Source organism: Chryseobacterium manosquense, from assembly GCF_014623485.1.
Taxonomy (GTDB): domain Bacteria; phylum Bacteroidota; class Bacteroidia; order Flavobacteriales; family Weeksellaceae; genus Kaistella; species Kaistella haifensis.
In genome coordinates this window covers 141060-159280 of the sequence record NZ_CP060203.1, presented here as the reverse complement: position 1 = coordinate 159280, position 18221 = coordinate 141060, and the positions used below count along the sequence as shown (strand labels likewise).

Genomic DNA, 18221 nt, shown 5'->3' with positions numbered 1-18221 from the left:
CAGAATAAAATTGCTTAATTTTGTAAAAATTTTTTCAATTCAATGAACACAACAACACAATACGTTCCTTTTAAAGTAAAGGACATTTCCCTAGCTGAATGGGGCCGAAAAGAAATCATGCTCGCTGAAGCAGAAATGCCTGGCTTGATGGCAATCCGCGAAGAATACGGTCCTTCCCAACCTTTGAAAGGAGCCAGAATTGCTGGATGTCTTCACATGACCATCCAAACTGCAGTTTTGATTGAAACTTTAGTAGCATTGGGTGCGGAAGTTACTTGGTCTTCTTGTAACATCTTCTCTACCCAGGATCACGCTGCTGCGGCAATTGCTGCTGCAGGAATCCCTGTTTATGCTTGGAAAGGAATGAACGAGGAAGAATTCGAATGGTGCATCGAACAAACCGTATTTTTCGGGGAAGATAGAAAACCATTGAACTTAATCTTGGATGATGGTGGAGATTTAACCAACTTGGTTTTCGATAAATATCCTGAATTAACTGCAGGAATTAAAGGTCTTTCTGAAGAAACTACAACCGGAGTTCACCGTTTGTATGAAAGAATGGCGAACGGAACTTTGGTAATGCCGGCGATCAACGTGAATGATTCAGTAACCAAATCCAAATTCGACAACAAATACGGATGTAGAGAATCTGCAGTGGATGCTGTAAGAAGAGCAACTGATGTAATGTTGGCGGGCAAAAGAGTGGTAGTTTGCGGCTATGGTGATGTGGGGAAAGGTACTGCGGCTTCTTTCAGAGGTGCGGGGTCTATCGTAACCGTTACCGAAGTAGATCCAATCTGTGCGCTACAAGCTGCTATGGAAGGCTACGAAGTTAAAAAACTAGATACTGTAGTAGAAAATGCCGACATCATTATCACCACTACCGGAAACTTCAACATCGTAAGAGCTGAGCATTTCAAAAAGATGAAAGATAAAACCATCGTTTGTAACATCGGTCACTTCGACAATGAAATCGACATGGTATGGTTAAATAAAAACTACAGTGATACCAAATACGAAGTAAAACCACAGGTGGATATTTACAACATTGACGGCAAAGAAATCATCATTCTTGCTGAAGGAAGATTGGTAAACTTGGGTTGCGCAACCGGTCACCCATCATTTGTGATGAGTAACTCATTCAGTAACCAAACTTTAGCGCAAATCGAATTGTGGACCAATTCAGAAGCCTACAAAAACGAAGTGTATACGCTTCCTAAGAAATTAGATGAAAAAGTTGCCGCTCTTCACCTGAAAAAAATCGGGGTAGAATTGGAAACCCTTTCACCTGAACAAGCTAAATATATCGGTGTAGAAGTCGAAGGACCTTTCAAACCGGAATATTACAGATATTAACCGGAGATTTAATCTCAACCATAAAAAGAACGCTTTGGAGTTATTCCAGAGCGTTTTTTTTAACCTATTTATAAAGTCTAATTTTTTTTAACTAATAAATACTGCAATGATTCATAAAATTTATCTAGTTAAAATCACTCAAAAAATACACTAAAAATTTAGGGTGTTTTGACCCATAATAAATTGAATAAAGGAAATTAAATTTGTGGTACACTAAACCACAAATGATGAAAATAAAATTATTACCTGGCTTCCTGGTAGTATTTGCGTTATCCCATGCCCAAATCGGTATTGGCGAAAATGTTACTACTTTCGATGATTCTGAAGCCCTTAAAATAGTTTCTTCGAACAAAGGGGTCTTATTACCCAATGTATCGATTCCTAACCTTTCGAACGCTGCTCCGGTTACTAATCCGGCCAATTCATTGATTGTTTATAACACCAATACAAACACCGGAAAAGGTTTTTATTATTGGTCCAATAACAAATGGAACCCTTTCCTCAACACCACCAATATTTATAAATATTTGGGAATTGTACGGTCTGAAAGTAGCATCTCTACATCTGGAGTTAATGACAGTAGTCCTATTACTGGTATTAGCTATACCATGGGAGAAGCTCCTTCCGCGCACGATTGGCAATTAATTCCTGGACTTTCAAAGACCATTGAACTATATTCTCCTCAAAACACGGTGTCGGTTTCCGGAAGTGGCATCGTTCAGGTTAATTCTGCAGCGAACGATAATACGTATATGACCTACTCTATTGCACTATTTGTCGACTCAAAACTCGCCGGAGTTCGAAATTTCCAAATTGTTGGAAATAGCGCTTGTATATATAACGACTTCAATGTGTATTTCAATGTGAATAACTTAGGTATCGGAAACCATAATATAGAATTACGGGAAACATTAAGAGTGAAGGAAGTAAGTTCGCAAAGCATCACATTTGGAGGGAAACATTCAGCATGCAGCAATCTGAGCCCTCTGATGGACAAATCCGTTATGAATATTAAAATCTCTGAAAAACCTTAAAATTATCACCATGAAAAAAATATTTTTAACCTTGATATTTTCCAGTAGTGTTGCTTTCGGACAGGTTGGTATAAATACAACCACTCCACATCCTTCTGCGATTTTGGATATTAGAGCTACTGATAAAGGGGTCAGTCTACCGAAAATATCGCTTCATAGCAGGACAGATATTACCGCTGTTCCAAATCCTAAAGAATCATTAATTATTTACAACACGAATAATTCCCTTAATGGAAAAGAAGGTTACTACTTCTGGGACGGTGCGAAATGGGACTATTTCTTCACTGATCTTAACCAAGGAAATCTGATGAATCAAGTGAAATACTACACCTCTACCTCCAGCACCGCCTATACTTTCACGCAAAATTCTCCAAATCAATTCTATGGATACAGCGCACATGCTGCCGGTGAAATATTAAATACTTCCCAATGGACGGTAATTTCTGACCTTACAAAAACAATCTCCATCGATAGACCTCAAAATGAAACATTGATGAATATCAACGGTATGTTTCAAGTGAATAATGGAGCATCGAACTCTACAGGTGGTATTAGTTCAAGTATTGGCTTTTTTGTGGATGATAAGCTGATTGATGTAAAACCAATGTTTCTCGATATTCAACCTTCTTGTTCTTACCGACAATTCATGATCTATGGTCTAGCAAAAAATCTATCCGTCGGTAATCATACTGTAAAATTTGCAATCCGAAATATTTCTGCTCCTACAATCAATGGGCTCACAGTGACCTATGGAGGTCCAAATACCAGTAGTTCGTGCAATACGCTTACGAATTTCGAAGCAGCTATCAGTAGCACAATTTCTATTAACCAACCTTATGTTTTTTAACGATGAAAACAATATCAACTATATTAACCCTTTTGATTATTACTTTAAGTAATTTATCAACAGCCCAAGTATTGATTGCCGGAAATATCACCAATAATACGCCGCATCCAAGTGCAGTACTAGAAATTTCCGATACTAAGCGAGGAATATTGCTACCTCAAGTACCTCTAACCGCTTCAAACGACAATACGTCGGTTCCTACTCCTGTACAAGGATTGCTTGTGCAAAATACCAACACCCAAAAGGTTAATTTCTGGGCTAATGGCCAATGGAATAGAAATTTTCAGGTTGCAGATGGCTTAGCTATTATACAACAAACTGAAAACTTTTCTGGAAACTCCGGAGCAAGCACTACAATTTCTACATTTCCTAGCAGCATGCCACTATTTACTGCTAATAGTTCTACCGCAAATTGGACCAATTTAGGCGCAACTGCAACGGTTGTGATTACTAATACTTCCAATACCACTTATATTAATATAGAAGGTATGTCTCAAATTAATAATGCAAATAATACCCAACAAGAGTTTCAATTTGCTATTGGAGTTTTTGTAAATAATCAATTAAAATTGGCGAGTAAATACACGAACGCTGGCAAGAATTTTACTTGTAACTGGCGAAAATTTAATTTAGCAGGAATCATTAGCGATTTACCTATTGGTACCCATACCGTATCTGTTTATGGTAGAAATCTGCCAAAAATAACAACGGGATACAGTTCTGTTACGTATGGTGGTAACACTTCAAATTGCACGAATATCAATAATGATATGGCTAGAATATTTGTGACCGCTCAAGTAACTCAATAAATAATACGGAAAGCATTTTTTTGACTAAAGATTTCTATTACTTTTATTTCTGCATTATTAATAGAAAATAAAATAATCCCGGAAATTCGGGATTATTTTTTTCGCTTCGCTTTAGATTTGGCTTTTGCCTGCGCGCGGTTAGTGGGTTTGGTCTTCGGGGGATTCCTTTTGGTAGGTCCTCCGAGATTGATCTTTTTATTCTTATCTTTTTTATCATGGAAAGCGCCACCACCTTCTTCCAATTTCACGGTGTGTGCATTTTTCATCACTACGGTTTCTTTTTCTGAAGCGATTTTCACAGGGTTAACCTTTACTTCTGATGGGAAATCTTTCATTATCAACGCTTTGTCCATTAACAATTCAATATCCAAAAGCAAAGTTTCTTCTTTTTTAGTAACAAAAGAAATGGAGATCCCGTTTTTATCAGCTCTTCCTGTTCGTCCAATTCGATGGATGTACTGTTCCGGAACTTCAGGAATTTCAAAGTTGATGACGTGGGTAATATCCGAAATATCCAAACCTCTCGCCATAATGTCGGTAGTAATCAAACCTCGCACTTTTTGGGCTTCAAAGTTTCTCATCGCATTCAGGCGGTAATTCTGGGATTTGTTGGAGTGAATTACATCGAATTCATCGGGAAACAACTCATCGATTTTTGTATAAAGATAATCGGCGTTCTTTTTATTATTACAGAAAATCAATACTTTAGAAAAATCGGTATCGGTTTTCAGCAAATGTTCGAGAAGATTAATCTTGGTGTTGAAATTCTCCACTTTAAAGGCAATCTGTTCAATTTTTTCCAGCGGAGTTCCCGATTTTGCCAAGGAAATCTCTATCGGATTTGCAAAATATTCCTCTAAAACTGCGTCAACCGCTTCGGTCATGGTTGCCGAAAAAAGAATATTCTGTCTTTTTTCTCTTAACATGGTGAAAATATTCGATAATTGCGATTTGAAACCCAAATTCAGCATTTCATCAAACTCATCGACTACCAATTTCTGAACTTCTTTAAGAGAAATCGCATTATCAATCGCCAAATCCATGATTCTTCCGGGAGTTCCTACCAAAATATCGCATCCGTCATTGAAAAGCAATTTCTGAGTTTTGATATTCACACCACCGTAAATTCCTACTACTCTCGCAGTAATATTCTGGGTAAGATTTTTCACAATATCCGTTACCTGAACCACCAATTCCCGTGTGGGAACAAGGATTACTACGGTTGGATTTCCTGTTTTGTTGTACTTCCAAGTTTTGAGAACTGGCAAAAGATACGCTAAGGTTTTTCCGGTTCCTGTTTGGGCAATTCCCATTACATCACGGCCAGAAAGGATTGGTTTAAGGGATTTTTCTTGAATTGGCGTAGGTTCAAATAAATTTTGATCAGCCAATACGTCAAGAATCTTTTCGGGTAATTCAAAATCGGCAAAAGTGATTTTTTCCATTTTGCAAAGATAGTTTATTTCAGAAAAAGGAAATTCAAAGTTGTAAATCTTTCATTAACAGAGAAAATTGCCGCACTTTTTAAGTAAATAAACCTAATATTTTCTCTATTAATAAAACTATAATGTAACAAAGAAGCACAAATGATTGTCTTATTGAAAAAATTAATAACCATATGACAAAAACGCTGAACTTTTTTGCATTTTTCTCTGTAACCATAATTTCTGGGCAGATAAAAACAGACTCTACCAAAACAAAAGATATTGCCGAAGTAACAGTAATTGCCAGAAAACCAACCATCGAAAACAAGACGGACAGAACGGTCTTTAATGTAGCCAACAGCTCCATACTTGCGGGAAACACCACTTGGGATGTCCTGAGAATGACACCGCTGGTGAGCATGGACAGTAATGATAACCTGCTTGCCGAAGGTGAATCGGTGAGCGTTTACATCAACGATCGAAAAACTGTTTTCACTGGCAAAGAGCTGAAAGATTACCTGAAAACCATCGCTGCAGATAATCTGATGAAAATTGAAGTGATCACCACGCCATCCGCAAGATATGAAGCAGCCGGACCGGTGATCAATATCGTGCTGAAAAAACTGGAAAACGAAGGTACAAAAGGCAGTGTTTCCCTTACCAATACTCAAAATACCAAAAATTCGCAGTACGCTAATTTCAATTTTAATTATCATAAAAAGAATTTCACCGAAACCTTAACCGGCGGTTATAGTGACAATACCCAAGTCATGAAAAACTACAATGAAAATTTTATTTATGAAAACAACGAACTAACCAAGATCGTCACTGAAAGTACGGAAACCGGTAAATCTCCTTCCTTATCAAGTTCTTCGGAGCTGGAGCTGAATGACAAAAATAATATTGGTTTTATTTTCGAATATTCCCAAACCAAAAGAAGTAGTTTTTCGGATGCTTATGGGGAAAATTTTATCGGAAACAATTTGCAAAATTTTTATGCAAAAACCCAAAGTCTAACTGGTTTAAACAAAAATTTGGGCTCTAATCTCTATTACAAATATTACGATAAAGAAAAAAACAAAATACTGGATCTAAATGCCGGAATCAATTACAGTTCTGTGACGGATACGAACGACCACTTGATCAATTTTAGCGCAAACAACATTCCTACGGGAATTCGTATTTTGGCAGATAACCAAAACCGCGATTATTATTTCAAGGCAGATTATTCGCAACCTCTGGGAAAAACGGGAAGTACGCTTGAATTCGGCGGAAAAAGCAGCTATAAAAACTATGTAATTCCTTATGACTATTACGGATTATCTGGTAACAATTGGGTGGAAGATCTTTCCCGAAGCAATGATTTTCAATATTTAGAAAATTTGAACTCGCTGTATGCCAATTTCAGCAAAACATTTTTCAAGAAATTAGAAACCAGAATCGGTTTGCGCTACGAATATATTTGGTTTAAAGTACGGCAGGATATAGGAAATATTGAAAAAACAGATTCTTACGGAACCTTCCTTCCAGATTTTTTAGTAAAATATCCAATTTCGGAAAACACGGATCTTACCGCAACGTACAAGCACAATATTTGGCGGCCTTGGTACAATGAAATGAATCCTTTCGAATTGCCGATGGATAACGGGACCTACATGCGCGGAAATATGAATCTGGACCCCAATCCGAACGACAGATTCAGTCTGAAAATCGGACTTTACAAGAAATATTTTCTTACAGCAAGCTATTGGTATAGCAACCAGGATTACTGGACTACCTATTTCAAAGACGGCGATAAAACCATCCAAATGGAAGAAAACTTCCCGGGAAAAGTAGCAAAATATGGCATAAACTTTAATACCAATCAGGCTTTTTTAAAAAATAAACTGAATGTAAATCTAAGTCTGAACTTAAATTACACCGATAATAGTGATTTTAATGCTCAAAATAATCTGAAGGATGCTAAAGATTATTTCACCAATTTTGGAGGTTCGTCCAATATATCTTATAACAATCTCTTCAATAAAAATATCAACATCAATGGATGGTTCGGATTGTTCAGTCAGAATTTTGGAAATTCGTATGGCAATCAAATGAATTTCTTCCACAATATTTCGGTGACTAAAATTTTCCCAAAAACGCAGATGGAAGCGAGTCTGCAGATGTACAATATTTTCCAAAGACCAGTGTTTGATATAACGACCTATACGCAGCTCGGAACTTTTAGAAACTCCACTAAAGACGACTGGTACGGATTTTCTTTAACTTTCATTAAAAGATTCGGAAATCAAAAGGTAAAAGAAAACATGAAAACCAATGTTGAAAAAGACAGCGGCGGAAGCAAAGAATAAAATAAAATCCTTCTGAAAATTCAGAAGGATTTTTTTCTTAAAGCCTATTCCCATTCAATAGTTGCAGGTGGTTTGCTAGAAATATCATAGGCAATTCTGTTGATACCTTTCACTTCGTTGATGATTCTGTTCGACACATTTTCCAAGAATTCCCACGGGAATTTACTGAACGTTGCTGTCATGAAATCCGTGGTATTAGCTGATCGAACGACCGCAGTGTATTCATAAGTTCTCTCATCTCCCATTACGCCAACAGATTTTACCGGAAGCAAAACTACAAATGCCTGAGAAACAGTTTCGTACAAGTTATTTTTATACAATTCTTCGATGAAAATATCATCAGCTTCCTGTAAGATTTTCACTTTTTCTTCATCTACTTCGCCTAAAATTCGAATTCCCAAACCAGGTCCAGGGAACGGATGACGATGAACCAAGTGATGCGGAATACCAAGCTCCTCGCCTACTTTTCTTACCTCATCTTTAAATAATTCTCTCAAAGGTTCCAGCAATTCAAAATCCATTTCTTCGGGAAGTCCGCCCACATTGTGATGCGATTTGATCACTGCTGATGGACCTTTCACCGACTGGCTTTCGATAACATCCGGATAGATGGTTCCTTGAGCGAGGAATTTTGCACCTTCTATTTTGTGAGATTCTTCATCAAAAACAACAACGAATTCATTCCCGATGATTTTTCGCTTTGCTTCCGGATCCGAAACGCCTTTCAATTTTGTCATGAATCGATCTTTCGCATCGATCAATTTGATGTTTAAGTGAAAATGTTCACCATAATTTTTCATCACTTTTTCAGCTTCATCTTTTCTTAAAAGTCCGGTATCTACAAAGATACATTGCAACTGATCGCCGATGGCCTTATGAATTAAAACCGCCGCCACGGAAGAATCTACACCACCGGAAAGACCAAGAATCACCTTTTGATCTCCCACTTTTTCTTTGATTTCGGCTACAGTTTTATCGATATAATTGGTAAGTTTCCAATCTTTTGGAGCTTTACAAATATTAAAAACAAAATTTTCAATCATTCGAGCACCTTCTTCGGTATGAGAAACTTCCGGGTGAAACTGCACACAATATATTTTCTTGCTTTCATCAGAAATGGCTGAAATAACATCCGTTGTTCCGTTGCTTACAAAACCTTCCGGAACATTTTCTACCTCATCAAAATGGCTCATCCACACGGTTGAAAATCGGCTCACTCCAGAGAGTAATGGATTGGATTTTAGGATTTCAAATTTTGCTTTTCCGTATTCGCCTTTTTCACCTTTTTTCACTGTTCCGCCCAAAAGATGGGTGGTGAGTTGCATTCCGTAGCAAATTCCCAAAACCGGAATTCCTTTTTCGAAAAGTGCTCGATCAACCAAATGAGCATTTTCTGCATTCACCGAACTTGGTCCGCCGGAAAGAATAATTCCGGAAGGATTTCTCGCTAAAATATCTTCTATACTTGTATTGAAAGGAAGGACTTCCGAATAAACACCGAGTTCTCGGATTCTTCTGGCAATCAACTGGTTATATTGAGATCCAAAATCAAGGATGATAATACCGTTATTCATTAAATATTTACTTTTTATTATTTCTAATTTCTTACTGCTTGTTTTTCAAAAGATTAGGATAGAATTTATTATAAAAAAAAAGGCGTGATTTCTCACGCCTTTCGCTACTAAAATTTCCCGATATCTTCTCTATAAATCTCGTAATCGAAGCTGATGATTTTAGCATCATCGTAAACTTTTTTGCGGGCTTCTTCATAGGTCGCTCCTGTAGCAACTAAACTTAAGACTCTACCTCCGGAAGTCACAATGCGGGTTCCGGAAGTTTTTGCACCTGCGAAAAGGACTTGGCTTTCCTTTACTTTTTCAATATTTCTAATTTCGAAACCAGTTTCTATTTTTCGTGGATAACCGCCGGAACACATCACGAGGCAAACTGCTTTTTCATCTTTAAATTTCAAGTTGATGTCTCTTCCTTCCAAGCAATCGGTAATCACGTCGAACAATTCGTTTTCCATCAAAGCCAAAATCACTTGAGTTTCCGGATCTCCCATTCTCATATTATATTCCAAAAGGAAAGTTCCGTTGTTGGTCACCATTAAACCAAAAAAGATAAAACCTTTAAATTGAATATTCGCTGCTTCCAAACCTGCAAGCGTTGGTTTCATGATATTTTCTTCAAAATCTTGGAAATGTTCTGCTGTAAATTCAGGGCTTGGAGCCACACTTCCCATTCCACCAGTGTTTGGACCGGTATCTCCGTTTCCAACTTTTTTATAATCTTTCACAGGAATGCAAGGGAACAATTTCTTTCCGTTGGAAAAAGCGATAATTGATGCTTCAAAACCTTTCAGATATTCCTCAATCACCAATTGAATTCCGGCATCACCATAAATTCTTTCGATCATAAATTGATGAATCGTGGATTCAGCTTCCATCAGATTTTCAGCGATAACTACACCTTTTCCGCCGGCTAAACCACTCGCTTTGATCACGATTGGGAATTGCTGTTCTCTCACATAATCAATCGCATCTTGATAGGCATCAAAAACGACTGCTTTTGCGGTTTTGATGTTATTGGTTTGCATGAATTTTTTAGAAAAAGCCTTGCTTCCTTCCAATTCTGCTGTTCTTTTTCTTGGTCCGAAAATTTTGAGGCCGTGTTTCTTAAATTCGTCTACAATCCCTTCAACCAAAGGCGCTTCAGGGCCTACAATCGTAAGATCAATTCTTTCTTTGATGGCGAAATCTCTCAACCCTTCCACACTTTCTTCGTACACATTTTGCCCAAGTTGATCGGTCGTTGCATTACCCTGTGCAAAATACATTTTCGTAATTCTGTTGTCGCCTTTCAGTTTTACCGCAATTGCAGATTCTCTGGCTCCATTTCCTATGATTAATATTTTCATTATCTTATTATTTGAATTCTCCAAAATTACTAATTTGAAAGTGAATCTCAAATGTTGTTCGGAGAAAAAGTTTATTCATTTCTTAAAAAACACAGCGATTCAGACAGCTGTTATTTTAAAAATGATCAATGTAAAAAGTGACGCATTCCGGTGAACATCATAGGAATTCCGTGTTCGTTAGCAGCTTCGATACTTTCCTCGTCGCGCATACTTCCACCAGGTTGGATGATGGCTTTAATTCCTTCTTTTGCACAGAAATCAACCACATCTCGGAAAGGGAAAAAGGCATCGGAAGCGAGTACCAAATCTCCTTGGAACTTTTCTTTTGCTCTTTCGATAGCGTGCTGCGTTGCCCAAATTCTATTCACTTGGCCGCCACCAATTCCTAAAGCCTGAACACCGTTGGAAACCACAATCGCATTGGATTTTACATATTTTACAACGCGTTGCGCAAACAAAAGTGCTTTTTGTTGTTCTTCAGTAGGTTTAAAAATCGTAACGGTTTCAATTTTTTCTGAAAATTGGGTATCATTATCCTGCACCAAAATTCCTCCATCCACTTTTACCCAAGTTTGAGCATCGGAAACTGAATTTTTAATCTTGATAATTCTTAAATTTTTCTTCTTTCTTAAAATTTCAATCGCATCTTCATCAAAAGATGGCGCCATGACGATTTCCAAGAAAGTTTTGTTGAGCTCCTCTGCAGTGGCTGCATCTACATTAAAATTCATTCCAATAATCCCGCCAAAAATAGAAACTGGATCACATTCGAAGGTTTTTTTGTAGGTTTCTAAAGCCGAATTCCCTACCGCAACACCGCAAGGTGTGGAATGTTTTACCGCGCAACAAGCCATTTCGTTTTTGAATTCGTTGACTACCTTCCAACACAAATCCATATCGCGTAAGTTATTGAATGACAATTCTTTTCCACCCAAAATTTCAAAATCTTTCATCGCTCCGTTTTCGGTAGTGGAAACATAATACGCAGCAGTTTGATGAGGATTTTCACCATATCGCAGGTCTGAAAATTTCTTGTAAGAAGCACTCAAATAAGTTGGATATGGTTCATCGAGCAACATTCTGGAAATCGCTGCATCGTAAGCTGAAGTCAAATTAAAGACTTTTCCGGCGAGTTTTTTTCGAGTTTCCAAAGTTGTACTTCCGGTTTCTGCAATTTCCAGCTGAATTTTTGCATAATCTTCCACATCGGTAATTACGGTAACAGAATTGAAATTTTTTGCTCCTGATCTCAACATGGAAGGTCCGCCGATATCGATAAATTCTACTTTTTCATCTAAAGAAATATCGGAATTTGCATTTTCGAAAAACGGATACAAATTGACGATCACCATATCGATCAACCCGATTTCATGTTGCTGAACGGTGCTCATGTGTTCCTCATTATCACGAACTGCGAGTAATCCGCCGTGAACTTTAGGGTGCAAAGTTTTCACTCTTCCGTCCAACATTTCAGGGAAATCGGTCACTTCATCAATCTGTATCGGAGACAAACCAGCATCTTTCAAATGCTTGAAAGTTCCGCCAGTGGAAACCAATTCGTAGTTATTTTCTTCTAAAAATCTTGCAAATTCTATAAGTCCGGATTTATCGGAAACAGAAATCAGTGCTCTCTTTTTTGACATTTTCTTTCTTTTTTACTTTTTATTAAATCTCTGGTCATCAATTTTCATTTTGACTTCCATTATTCTTTTTTATTCATTTTTAAAGTTAATCTTCGAAAAATTTCCAATGAATCAATCTTCCAAAACCTTATTGATAGCTTTCGGGAAAATTTCGTATTCCACTTCATGAATATTCTTTGCTAAGGATTCCACAGTTTCTGATTCTGAAATCGGAAATGATTTTTGAAGGATAATTTCACCTTCATCAATCCCTGGAGTTACGAAATGTACGGTAGCACCGCTTTCTTTTTCTTTCGCTTCCAAAACCGCTTTGTGAACGTGGTTTCCCCACATTCCTTTTCCTCCGAATTTAGGCAAAAGTGCTGGATGAATATTGATAATTTTTCCGGGGAAATTTTCACAAAATTCTTTACTGATGATCGATAAAAATCCTGCAAGAATGATTAAATCGGTATTTCCGGGAATTTCTTTCGCTAAATTCTCGCAGAAAGTTCTTCCTCTTTTGATTAAAATATTTTTGATTCCGTGATTTTTGGCTCTTTGCAAACCAAAACATTCGCGATCAGCAACTACCAAATTTATGGTAGCGTTGGGAATTTCTCCCTGTTCAATCGCATCGATGATCCGCTGAAGATTGGAGCCGGAACCGGAAACGAGGACTACTAGATTTTTCATAAAACGCTTTACATTTTAGGCAGATACGGGACAAAAAACTAACAGCCTAAAGCAATTAATTTAAAACTATTTTCTCTTCTCCTTCCGTAATTTCTCCGACGATATAAGCATCTTCAAGCAAATCCAAAACTTTTGTTGCGTGATTTTCATCAACCACGATCACCATTCCAATACCCATATTGAAAGTTCCGTACATTTCTGATCTCGCGATGTTTCCTCTCTTTTCAAGTTCTAGCATGATGCTCGGAATTTTAATAGCAGAAGCTTCAATTTTCGCACAAAGGTTTTCCGGAATAATTCTCGGTACATTTTCAATTAATCCGCCACCGGTAATGTGCGCAATTCCTGACACTTTCACTTCTTCTAAAACACGATGAATCGGCTGATAATAAAGTCTTGTAGGAACTAGAAGCGTTTCATAAAGAGGTTTTCCTTCAAATTCTTCGTTGAAATCAGGGAAGATTTTTCTTACCAAAGAAAATCCGTTGCTGTGGAAACCGGAACTTGGTAAAGCGATAATTTGATCTCCTCGTTTTATTTTGGAACCATCGATAATTTGGTCTTTTTCTACAATTCCTACACAAAAACCGGCTACATCGTAATCTCCGGGTTGGTACATTCCGGGCATTTCGGCAGTTTCGCCACCGATGAGAGCGCAATTATTGTCTTTGCAAGCTTTCACCATTCCCATCACAATTTCGGCTGCAATATCGGAATCGAGTTTTCCACAAGCTAAATAATCGAGAAAAAACAGAGGTTTCGCGCCGTGGCACAAAATATCGTTCGCACACATCGCAAAACAATCAACTCCAATGGAATCATATTTTTTGGAATCCAGGGCGACTTTCAATTTGGTTCCTACTCCATCGGTTCCGCTCACCAAAACAGGATTTTGGTAACCACCAATCTGATAAAAAGCACCGAAACTTCCTAAACTGTTCAGTACATTTTCATTGTGGGTTTCGGCAACTGCCGATTTTATTTTGTCGACGGTTTTGTAACCTTCTTCCTTGTCAACTCCTGCGGATTTGTATGTATTGCTCATTTTTACTTTTTATTAAATTTTACTTCACAAAAACTTGAAAAATATTGAAAATAAAGAACAAAAAAGCCGGCAATCATTCAGACGTCGGCTCATTAGTATTTACTTGCGAAAATCACACATCCAATATTTTGGAAATTCTCTTTCTGGGAATGTATTTTTTTCGGTTTCAAGGATACAAATTTTGTTCTGCGAAAATAAGATTTTTAAACGAAATTAAAAAATGATTTAAAAAAAAGGTTGTTTTTCAAAAACACAAAGCATTGATTTCTCATTGAAATTCCTATTTTTGTTCGATACTAAAAATACAATATGGCTTCAGGCTTTTTTGCGATCTTAGATGATATTGCTGCACTGATGGACGACATCGCAGTAACATCCAAATTAGCAACCAAACAAACGGCAGGAATTTTAGGAGATGATCTTGCCGTAAACGCTGAGAAGGCGACCGGTTTTCTGTCTTCGCGTGAAGTTCCGGTTTTGCTAAAAATCATGAAAGGTTCGTTTATAAATAAACTCATCATCGTTCCGGTAGTTTTTTTGCTGCAATGGATTTATCCACCTGCGATCACGGTTATTTTGATTCTTGGCGGTTTGTATCTCGCATACGAAGGTGTAGAAAAAATTATTGAATTTCTCATTCATAGCAGAAAAAAAGGTCACGAGGTGGTTCAGGAAATCGAAGATCCAAATAATGGCGGTGAAGCGGAGGAAGCGGCAAAAGTAAATTCTGCCATTCAAACAGATTTTATTCTTTCCCTGGAAATTGTCATTATTGCTTTGGCTTCAGCAAAAGATGGTTTTGAATCCCTAAAATCTCAGTTCAACCCATTTTTAGTAGAAATCATTACCGTTTCTATCGTGGCGATTATTGCTACAGTTGGCGTTTATGGAATTGTCGCATTGATTGTAAGAATGGATGATGCAGGATTCAAACTCATCAAAAAATCAGGTGGAAAAGGATTCATCAATACTTTAGGTGAATTATTGATTAAAGCGCTTCCGTGGGTAATTAAATTATTAGGTATCATCGGAACGGTTGCATTAATCCTTGTTGCTGGTGGAATTTTCGCCCACAATATCGATTGGCTTCACCATCATTTTTTACCAAATTTACCGGCAATTGTGAGAGAAGCATTACTTGGAATTATCGCAGGTTTAATCATGGTTCCGGTGTTTATGTTGTTTAAACGGGCGTTCCGATTTGTGAAAAAGAAAAAAGCAGTACAGCAATAATAAAAAGAGCGTTCCTTGGAGCGCTCTTCTTGTGTAATCTAAATTTGATATTGGATTTGGTTAATGATTTCAAACAAGAAAAACCAGTTTTCTGTTGGATCTGAAAAAAAAGAAAATTACTTCATCAAGTTTTTAATAATAGGTTTAACGAATACTTTTATCAATGAAAATTTGTGCTGCAAGATATTCGCGGAGCACTTTCATAAGGTCTTTGAGTTGATGCATTTCATTTTTAATTTTAAATTTAGTCAAAGATAAAAAAGAAGTTTGACAGAATTTGTCAACCAACTTTCAAATTTGCCAATATGAATAAAAAATAACAAAACACAAACTTGAAAAACTGTTCAAAAAAAAGCTGCTTCGATGGTGAAGCAGCTTTCTAATTTAAACTTATTGATTCATTTTTTGTTTTACGCTTTCGGCTTTATCTTTCAATTCCGCGAGTTTTTCTTCGTCGGTAATTCCTTTTTCAGGATCAAAATTTTCACTGTATTTTGGCAGCGAGAAAACTTCTACAACTTGGGCTCCATCGAAAGGGAATCTTTTCTGCGCAATTTCTAAAACGCTGGCTCCGCCTCTTGCTCCGTCGGAAGTTGCCATGAGGAACATATTTTTTTCACCAAAAATCTTTCTGCCTTTAATTCGCGACATCCAATCCATCAGGTTTTTGAAAACAGCCGGAAAGTTTCCGTTATTTTCCGGAGTGGAAAGCAAAATCAAATCAGAAGCGTCAATCTTCGCAGCGAAATCTTTTGCGGATTGTGGAATGCCGGCTTCTAGTTCGATTTCTCTTTTGTAAATGGGCATTTCATAATCATTTAAATCTAAAATTTCCACCTCGTTTTCAGAGAAAAATGTAGAAGCAAAGGTTACGAGTTTCTTGTTGATTGAAACGGTAGAATTGCTTCCTGCAAAAGCGAGTATTTTCATTTTTTTAATTTTTTTTTAAAGATAACAATTTTAAATATTCATTGGAACTTCCATCAATAAAATCTCAGAATTTTCCAATGCTTCTAAAATAAAACTTTCGGTCTCCCAAATACCGAAGCCATCGCGGGTTCCTAAAACCTGATCTCCAATTTTAGCTGAACCTTTTAACACGAAAATATACACCCCATTTCCGGGCTGGTGCACTTTGTATTCTTTGGCATTTCCTGCTTCGAAATTTGCAATATTAAACCATGCATTTTGATGAATCCAAACGCCTTCATCTTCAGTATTTGGCGATAGAATTTGCTGGAAATCGTTGATCTTTTCGTTTTCTTTAATGCTGATTTGGTCATAACGCGGGGTAACATTCATCTTATTTGGAATCACCCAAATCTGAAGGAATTTCACCAATTCATCTTTGTTTTTATTGTATTCACTGTGCATTACACCGGTTCCGGCACTCATCACCTGGATTTCACCTTTTCTGATAACAGCGGTGGTTCCCATGGAATCTTTATGCTCCAAATCGCCTTCTAACGGAATAGAAATAATTTCCATATCGCGGTGTGGATGGGTTCCAAATCCCATTCCGGAAGCAACCTGATCATCGTTGAGTACGCGAAGCGCACCGAAATTCATTCTTTCAGGGTTGTAATAATTGGCAAAACTGAAGGTGTGATGGGATTTCAACCAACCGTGATCGGCAAAACCTCTTGAATCTGCCGGGTGATATATTGTCTTCATAACGATTTATTTTAATGATTTATAATGTTACAAAACTAGCATTTATAAGTTTGAGAATGATTGATCTAGGATAATTATGATCCTTATTAATATCTACAATTATTGCGGATTTCTTTGTGCGATTTTATTGGCAAGCCAACTTACATAAAACAATTGAAAACTGTGGTACATCATCACCGGCAAGAGGAAAAGTACTTTCTGATCATCCGGAATTCCTAAGACCAAAAGAAACAAACTGCCATGAACCAATGATTTTTTGGAACCACAAAAGGTTGCAGTGATGATTTCTTTGAGTTGAAATCCCATCTTCTTGGCAATGAATTTAATGATATTATAGACAATAAAAAATAAAGAAACGACACTGATCGTCAATATCAAAAACACAAAACCGGGAACCGTAGCGAAGATTTTTTCGATAAATGCGGTCGAGAAACTCTCGTAAACAATCAACAGAATGATGAGCCGATCGAATTCTGAAATGACACTGGAATATCTGGTAATCCATTTTTTGAAAAAAGGGTTCAATGCAATACCAATAATAATCGGGAGCAGAACTTTGAGGAGCAACTGCTCAACGATTTCGGTTTTGTCCGCGTTTGCAGTGTTTGCATTTAAGAAAAAACTCATCAAAAGTGGGGTCATCACAATTCCGATAAGGCCGGAAATCGACGCATTGAAAATGGCAGACATAACATTTCCTTTAGCGATAGAAACCATTACCACGGATGAGGAAACGGTGGATGGAAGACTTGCCAGAAAAAAAACTGATAACCAAATGCCGTAATAAGCAGTTTCTCGAAAGGCGGGATAAAAAATAAGCACCAAGAAAGGAAAGAGGAGAAAAGTTGCGGACTGAATTAAAAGGTGGAGTTTCCAGTTGGAGACGTCTTTCACAACTTCTTTAAGATTCAGCTTGAGCCCATATAACAGAAATATCCCTGCAATTCCCCACTCGATAAAATCAGATAGCGGGAACCATTGGTTGTACGCCGGCCGGAACGGAACAATTTTGGCGAGCAAAACCATCGCTACCAAAAAGAGAAGAAATGTATTTTGTTTGTTGAAAATCTTAAACATTTGCTTTTTTTGAAAAATATTAAAAAATAAAAATCCTTAAAGTTTCTGAGGCTTTAAGGACTATAAATGTATGATCTTTTTTTGGGATCGATTGAATTGGTTGATTAAATGTCGTTTTATAAACGCACCTGTT

Annotated in this window: 15 protein-coding genes; 6 read left to right on the top strand and 9 right to left on the bottom strand. The window is 37.2% G+C overall.

The genetic code is table 11. The annotated features are described in order from the left end of the window. The first annotated feature begins 42 nt into the window (after window positions 1-42). The 4 genes from ahcY (at window position 43) to H0S70_RS00750 (ending at window position 4046) form a co-directional block, all read left to right on the top strand. Window positions 43-1356 carry an adenosylhomocysteinase gene (ahcY, locus tag H0S70_RS00765; RefSeq protein WP_188321339.1) on the top strand — a complete coding sequence of 438 codons (1314 nt, stop codon included), beginning with the start codon at window positions 43-45 and terminating at the stop codon, window positions 1354-1356. 224 nt (window positions 1357-1580) lie between these two features. Then, window positions 1581-2390 carry a hypothetical protein gene (locus H0S70_RS00760; protein WP_188321338.1) on the top strand — a complete coding sequence of 270 codons (810 nt, stop codon included), beginning with the start codon at window positions 1581-1583 and terminating at the stop codon, window positions 2388-2390. Window positions 2391-2400: 10 nt separating this feature from the next. Further along, the gene (locus tag H0S70_RS00755) at window positions 2401-3237 is read left to right on the top strand and encodes a hypothetical protein (RefSeq protein ID WP_188321337.1); all 837 of its coding nucleotides are present in this window, start codon (window positions 2401-2403) and stop codon (window positions 3235-3237) included. A 2-nt stretch (window positions 3238-3239) separates the two neighbouring features. After that, window positions 3240-4046, top strand: coding sequence for a hypothetical protein (locus tag H0S70_RS00750; RefSeq protein WP_188321336.1), 807 nt, complete (start codon window positions 3240-3242; stop codon window positions 4044-4046). Window positions 4047-4138: 92 nt separating this feature from the next. Here H0S70_RS00750 and H0S70_RS00745 read toward each other — a convergent pair whose 3' ends face one another. Next, window positions 4139-5491, bottom strand: coding sequence for a DEAD/DEAH box helicase (locus tag H0S70_RS00745; protein ID WP_188321335.1), 1353 nt, complete (start codon window positions 5489-5491; stop codon window positions 4139-4141). Between the two features lie 173 nt (window positions 5492-5664). On the opposite strand from H0S70_RS00745, the gene H0S70_RS00740 reads away from it, so the two are divergent. Next, window positions 5665-7821 carry an outer membrane beta-barrel family protein gene (locus H0S70_RS00740; RefSeq protein WP_188321334.1) on the top strand — a complete coding sequence of 719 codons (2157 nt, stop codon included), beginning with the start codon at window positions 5665-5667 and terminating at the stop codon, window positions 7819-7821. 44 nt (window positions 7822-7865) lie between these two features. Here H0S70_RS00740 and guaA read toward each other — a convergent pair whose 3' ends face one another. From guaA to purM, 5 genes are all read right to left on the bottom strand, one after another. After that, complete coding sequence (guaA, locus tag H0S70_RS00735) at window positions 7866-9395, bottom strand: glutamine-hydrolyzing GMP synthase (protein ID WP_188321333.1); 1530 nt, start codon at window positions 9393-9395, stop codon at window positions 7866-7868. Between the two features lie 107 nt (window positions 9396-9502). Next, window positions 9503-10741, bottom strand: coding sequence for a phosphoribosylamine--glycine ligase (gene purD, locus H0S70_RS00730; RefSeq protein WP_188321332.1), 1239 nt, complete (start codon window positions 10739-10741; stop codon window positions 9503-9505). Between the two features lie 125 nt (window positions 10742-10866). After that, entirely contained in the window at window positions 10867-12384 is a 1518-nt protein-coding gene (gene purH / locus H0S70_RS00725) for a bifunctional phosphoribosylaminoimidazolecarboxamide formyltransferase/IMP cyclohydrolase (RefSeq protein ID WP_188321331.1), read from the bottom strand. Window positions 12385-12495: 111 nt separating this feature from the next. Next, the gene (gene purN, locus H0S70_RS00720; RefSeq protein ID WP_188321330.1) at window positions 12496-13059 is read right to left on the bottom strand and encodes a phosphoribosylglycinamide formyltransferase; all 564 of its coding nucleotides are present in this window, start codon (window positions 13057-13059) and stop codon (window positions 12496-12498) included. A gap of 55 nt (window positions 13060-13114) precedes the next feature. After that, complete coding sequence (gene purM, locus H0S70_RS00715; RefSeq protein ID WP_188321329.1) at window positions 13115-14104, bottom strand: phosphoribosylformylglycinamidine cyclo-ligase; 990 nt, start codon at window positions 14102-14104, stop codon at window positions 13115-13117. Window positions 14105-14413: 309 nt separating this feature from the next. On the opposite strand from purM, the gene H0S70_RS00710 reads away from it, so the two are divergent. Then, on the top strand, window positions 14414-15337 hold the full coding sequence (locus tag H0S70_RS00710) for a DUF808 domain-containing protein (RefSeq protein WP_188321328.1): 924 nt from the start codon (window positions 14414-14416) through the stop codon (window positions 15335-15337). Between the two features lie 390 nt (window positions 15338-15727). Here H0S70_RS00710 and H0S70_RS00705 read toward each other — a convergent pair whose 3' ends face one another. The 3 genes from H0S70_RS00705 to H0S70_RS00695 all read right to left on the bottom strand — a co-directional run bounded on the left by H0S70_RS00705 (window position 15728) and on the right by H0S70_RS00695 (window position 18088). Beyond that, entirely contained in the window at window positions 15728-16267 is a 540-nt protein-coding gene (locus H0S70_RS00705; RefSeq protein ID WP_188321327.1) for an NADPH-dependent FMN reductase, read from the bottom strand. Between the two features lie 30 nt (window positions 16268-16297). Continuing rightward, window positions 16298-17011 (bottom strand): pirin family protein, encoded by a 714-nt coding sequence (locus H0S70_RS00700; protein WP_123248287.1) that lies wholly within the window; start codon window positions 17009-17011, stop codon window positions 16298-16300. Between the two features lie 99 nt (window positions 17012-17110). Beyond that, window positions 17111-18088 carry a bile acid:sodium symporter family protein gene (locus tag H0S70_RS00695; protein ID WP_123248288.1) on the bottom strand — a complete coding sequence of 326 codons (978 nt, stop codon included), beginning with the start codon at window positions 18086-18088 and terminating at the stop codon, window positions 17111-17113. Between the last annotated feature and the right edge of the window lie 133 nt (window positions 18089-18221).

Coding starts and splice junctions, on each gene's coding strand:
- ahcY (WP_188321339.1), top strand. CDS start 43: ATGAACACAACAACACAATACGTTCCTTTTAAAGTAAAGGACATTTCC.
- H0S70_RS00760 (WP_188321338.1), top strand. CDS start 1,581: ATGATGAAAATAAAATTATTACCTGGCTTCCTGGTAGTATTTGCGTTA.
- H0S70_RS00755 (WP_188321337.1), top strand. CDS start 2,401: ATGAAAAAAATATTTTTAACCTTGATATTTTCCAGTAGTGTTGCTTTC.
- H0S70_RS00750 (WP_188321336.1), top strand. CDS start 3,240: ATGAAAACAATATCAACTATATTAACCCTTTTGATTATTACTTTAAGT.
- H0S70_RS00745 (WP_188321335.1), bottom strand. CDS start 5,491: ATGGAAAAAATCACTTTTGCCGATTTTGAATTACCCGAAAAGATTCTT.
- H0S70_RS00740 (WP_188321334.1), top strand. CDS start 5,665: ATGACAAAAACGCTGAACTTTTTTGCATTTTTCTCTGTAACCATAATT.
- guaA (WP_188321333.1), bottom strand. CDS start 9,395: ATGAATAACGGTATTATCATCCTTGATTTTGGATCTCAATATAACCAG.
- purD (WP_188321332.1), bottom strand. CDS start 10,741: ATGAAAATATTAATCATAGGAAATGGAGCCAGAGAATCTGCAATTGCG.
- purH (WP_188321331.1), bottom strand. CDS start 12,384: ATGTCAAAAAAGAGAGCACTGATTTCTGTTTCCGATAAATCCGGACTT.
- purN (WP_188321330.1), bottom strand. CDS start 13,059: ATGAAAAATCTAGTAGTCCTCGTTTCCGGTTCCGGCTCCAATCTTCAG.
- purM (WP_188321329.1), bottom strand. CDS start 14,104: ATGAGCAATACATACAAATCCGCAGGAGTTGACAAGGAAGAAGGTTAC.
- H0S70_RS00710 (WP_188321328.1), top strand. CDS start 14,414: ATGGCTTCAGGCTTTTTTGCGATCTTAGATGATATTGCTGCACTGATG.
- H0S70_RS00705 (WP_188321327.1), bottom strand. CDS start 16,267: ATGAAAATACTCGCTTTTGCAGGAAGCAATTCTACCGTTTCAATCAAC.
- H0S70_RS00700 (WP_123248287.1), bottom strand. CDS start 17,011: ATGAAGACAATATATCACCCGGCAGATTCAAGAGGTTTTGCCGATCAC.
- H0S70_RS00695 (WP_123248288.1), bottom strand. CDS start 18,088: ATGTTTAAGATTTTCAACAAACAAAATACATTTCTTCTCTTTTTGGTA.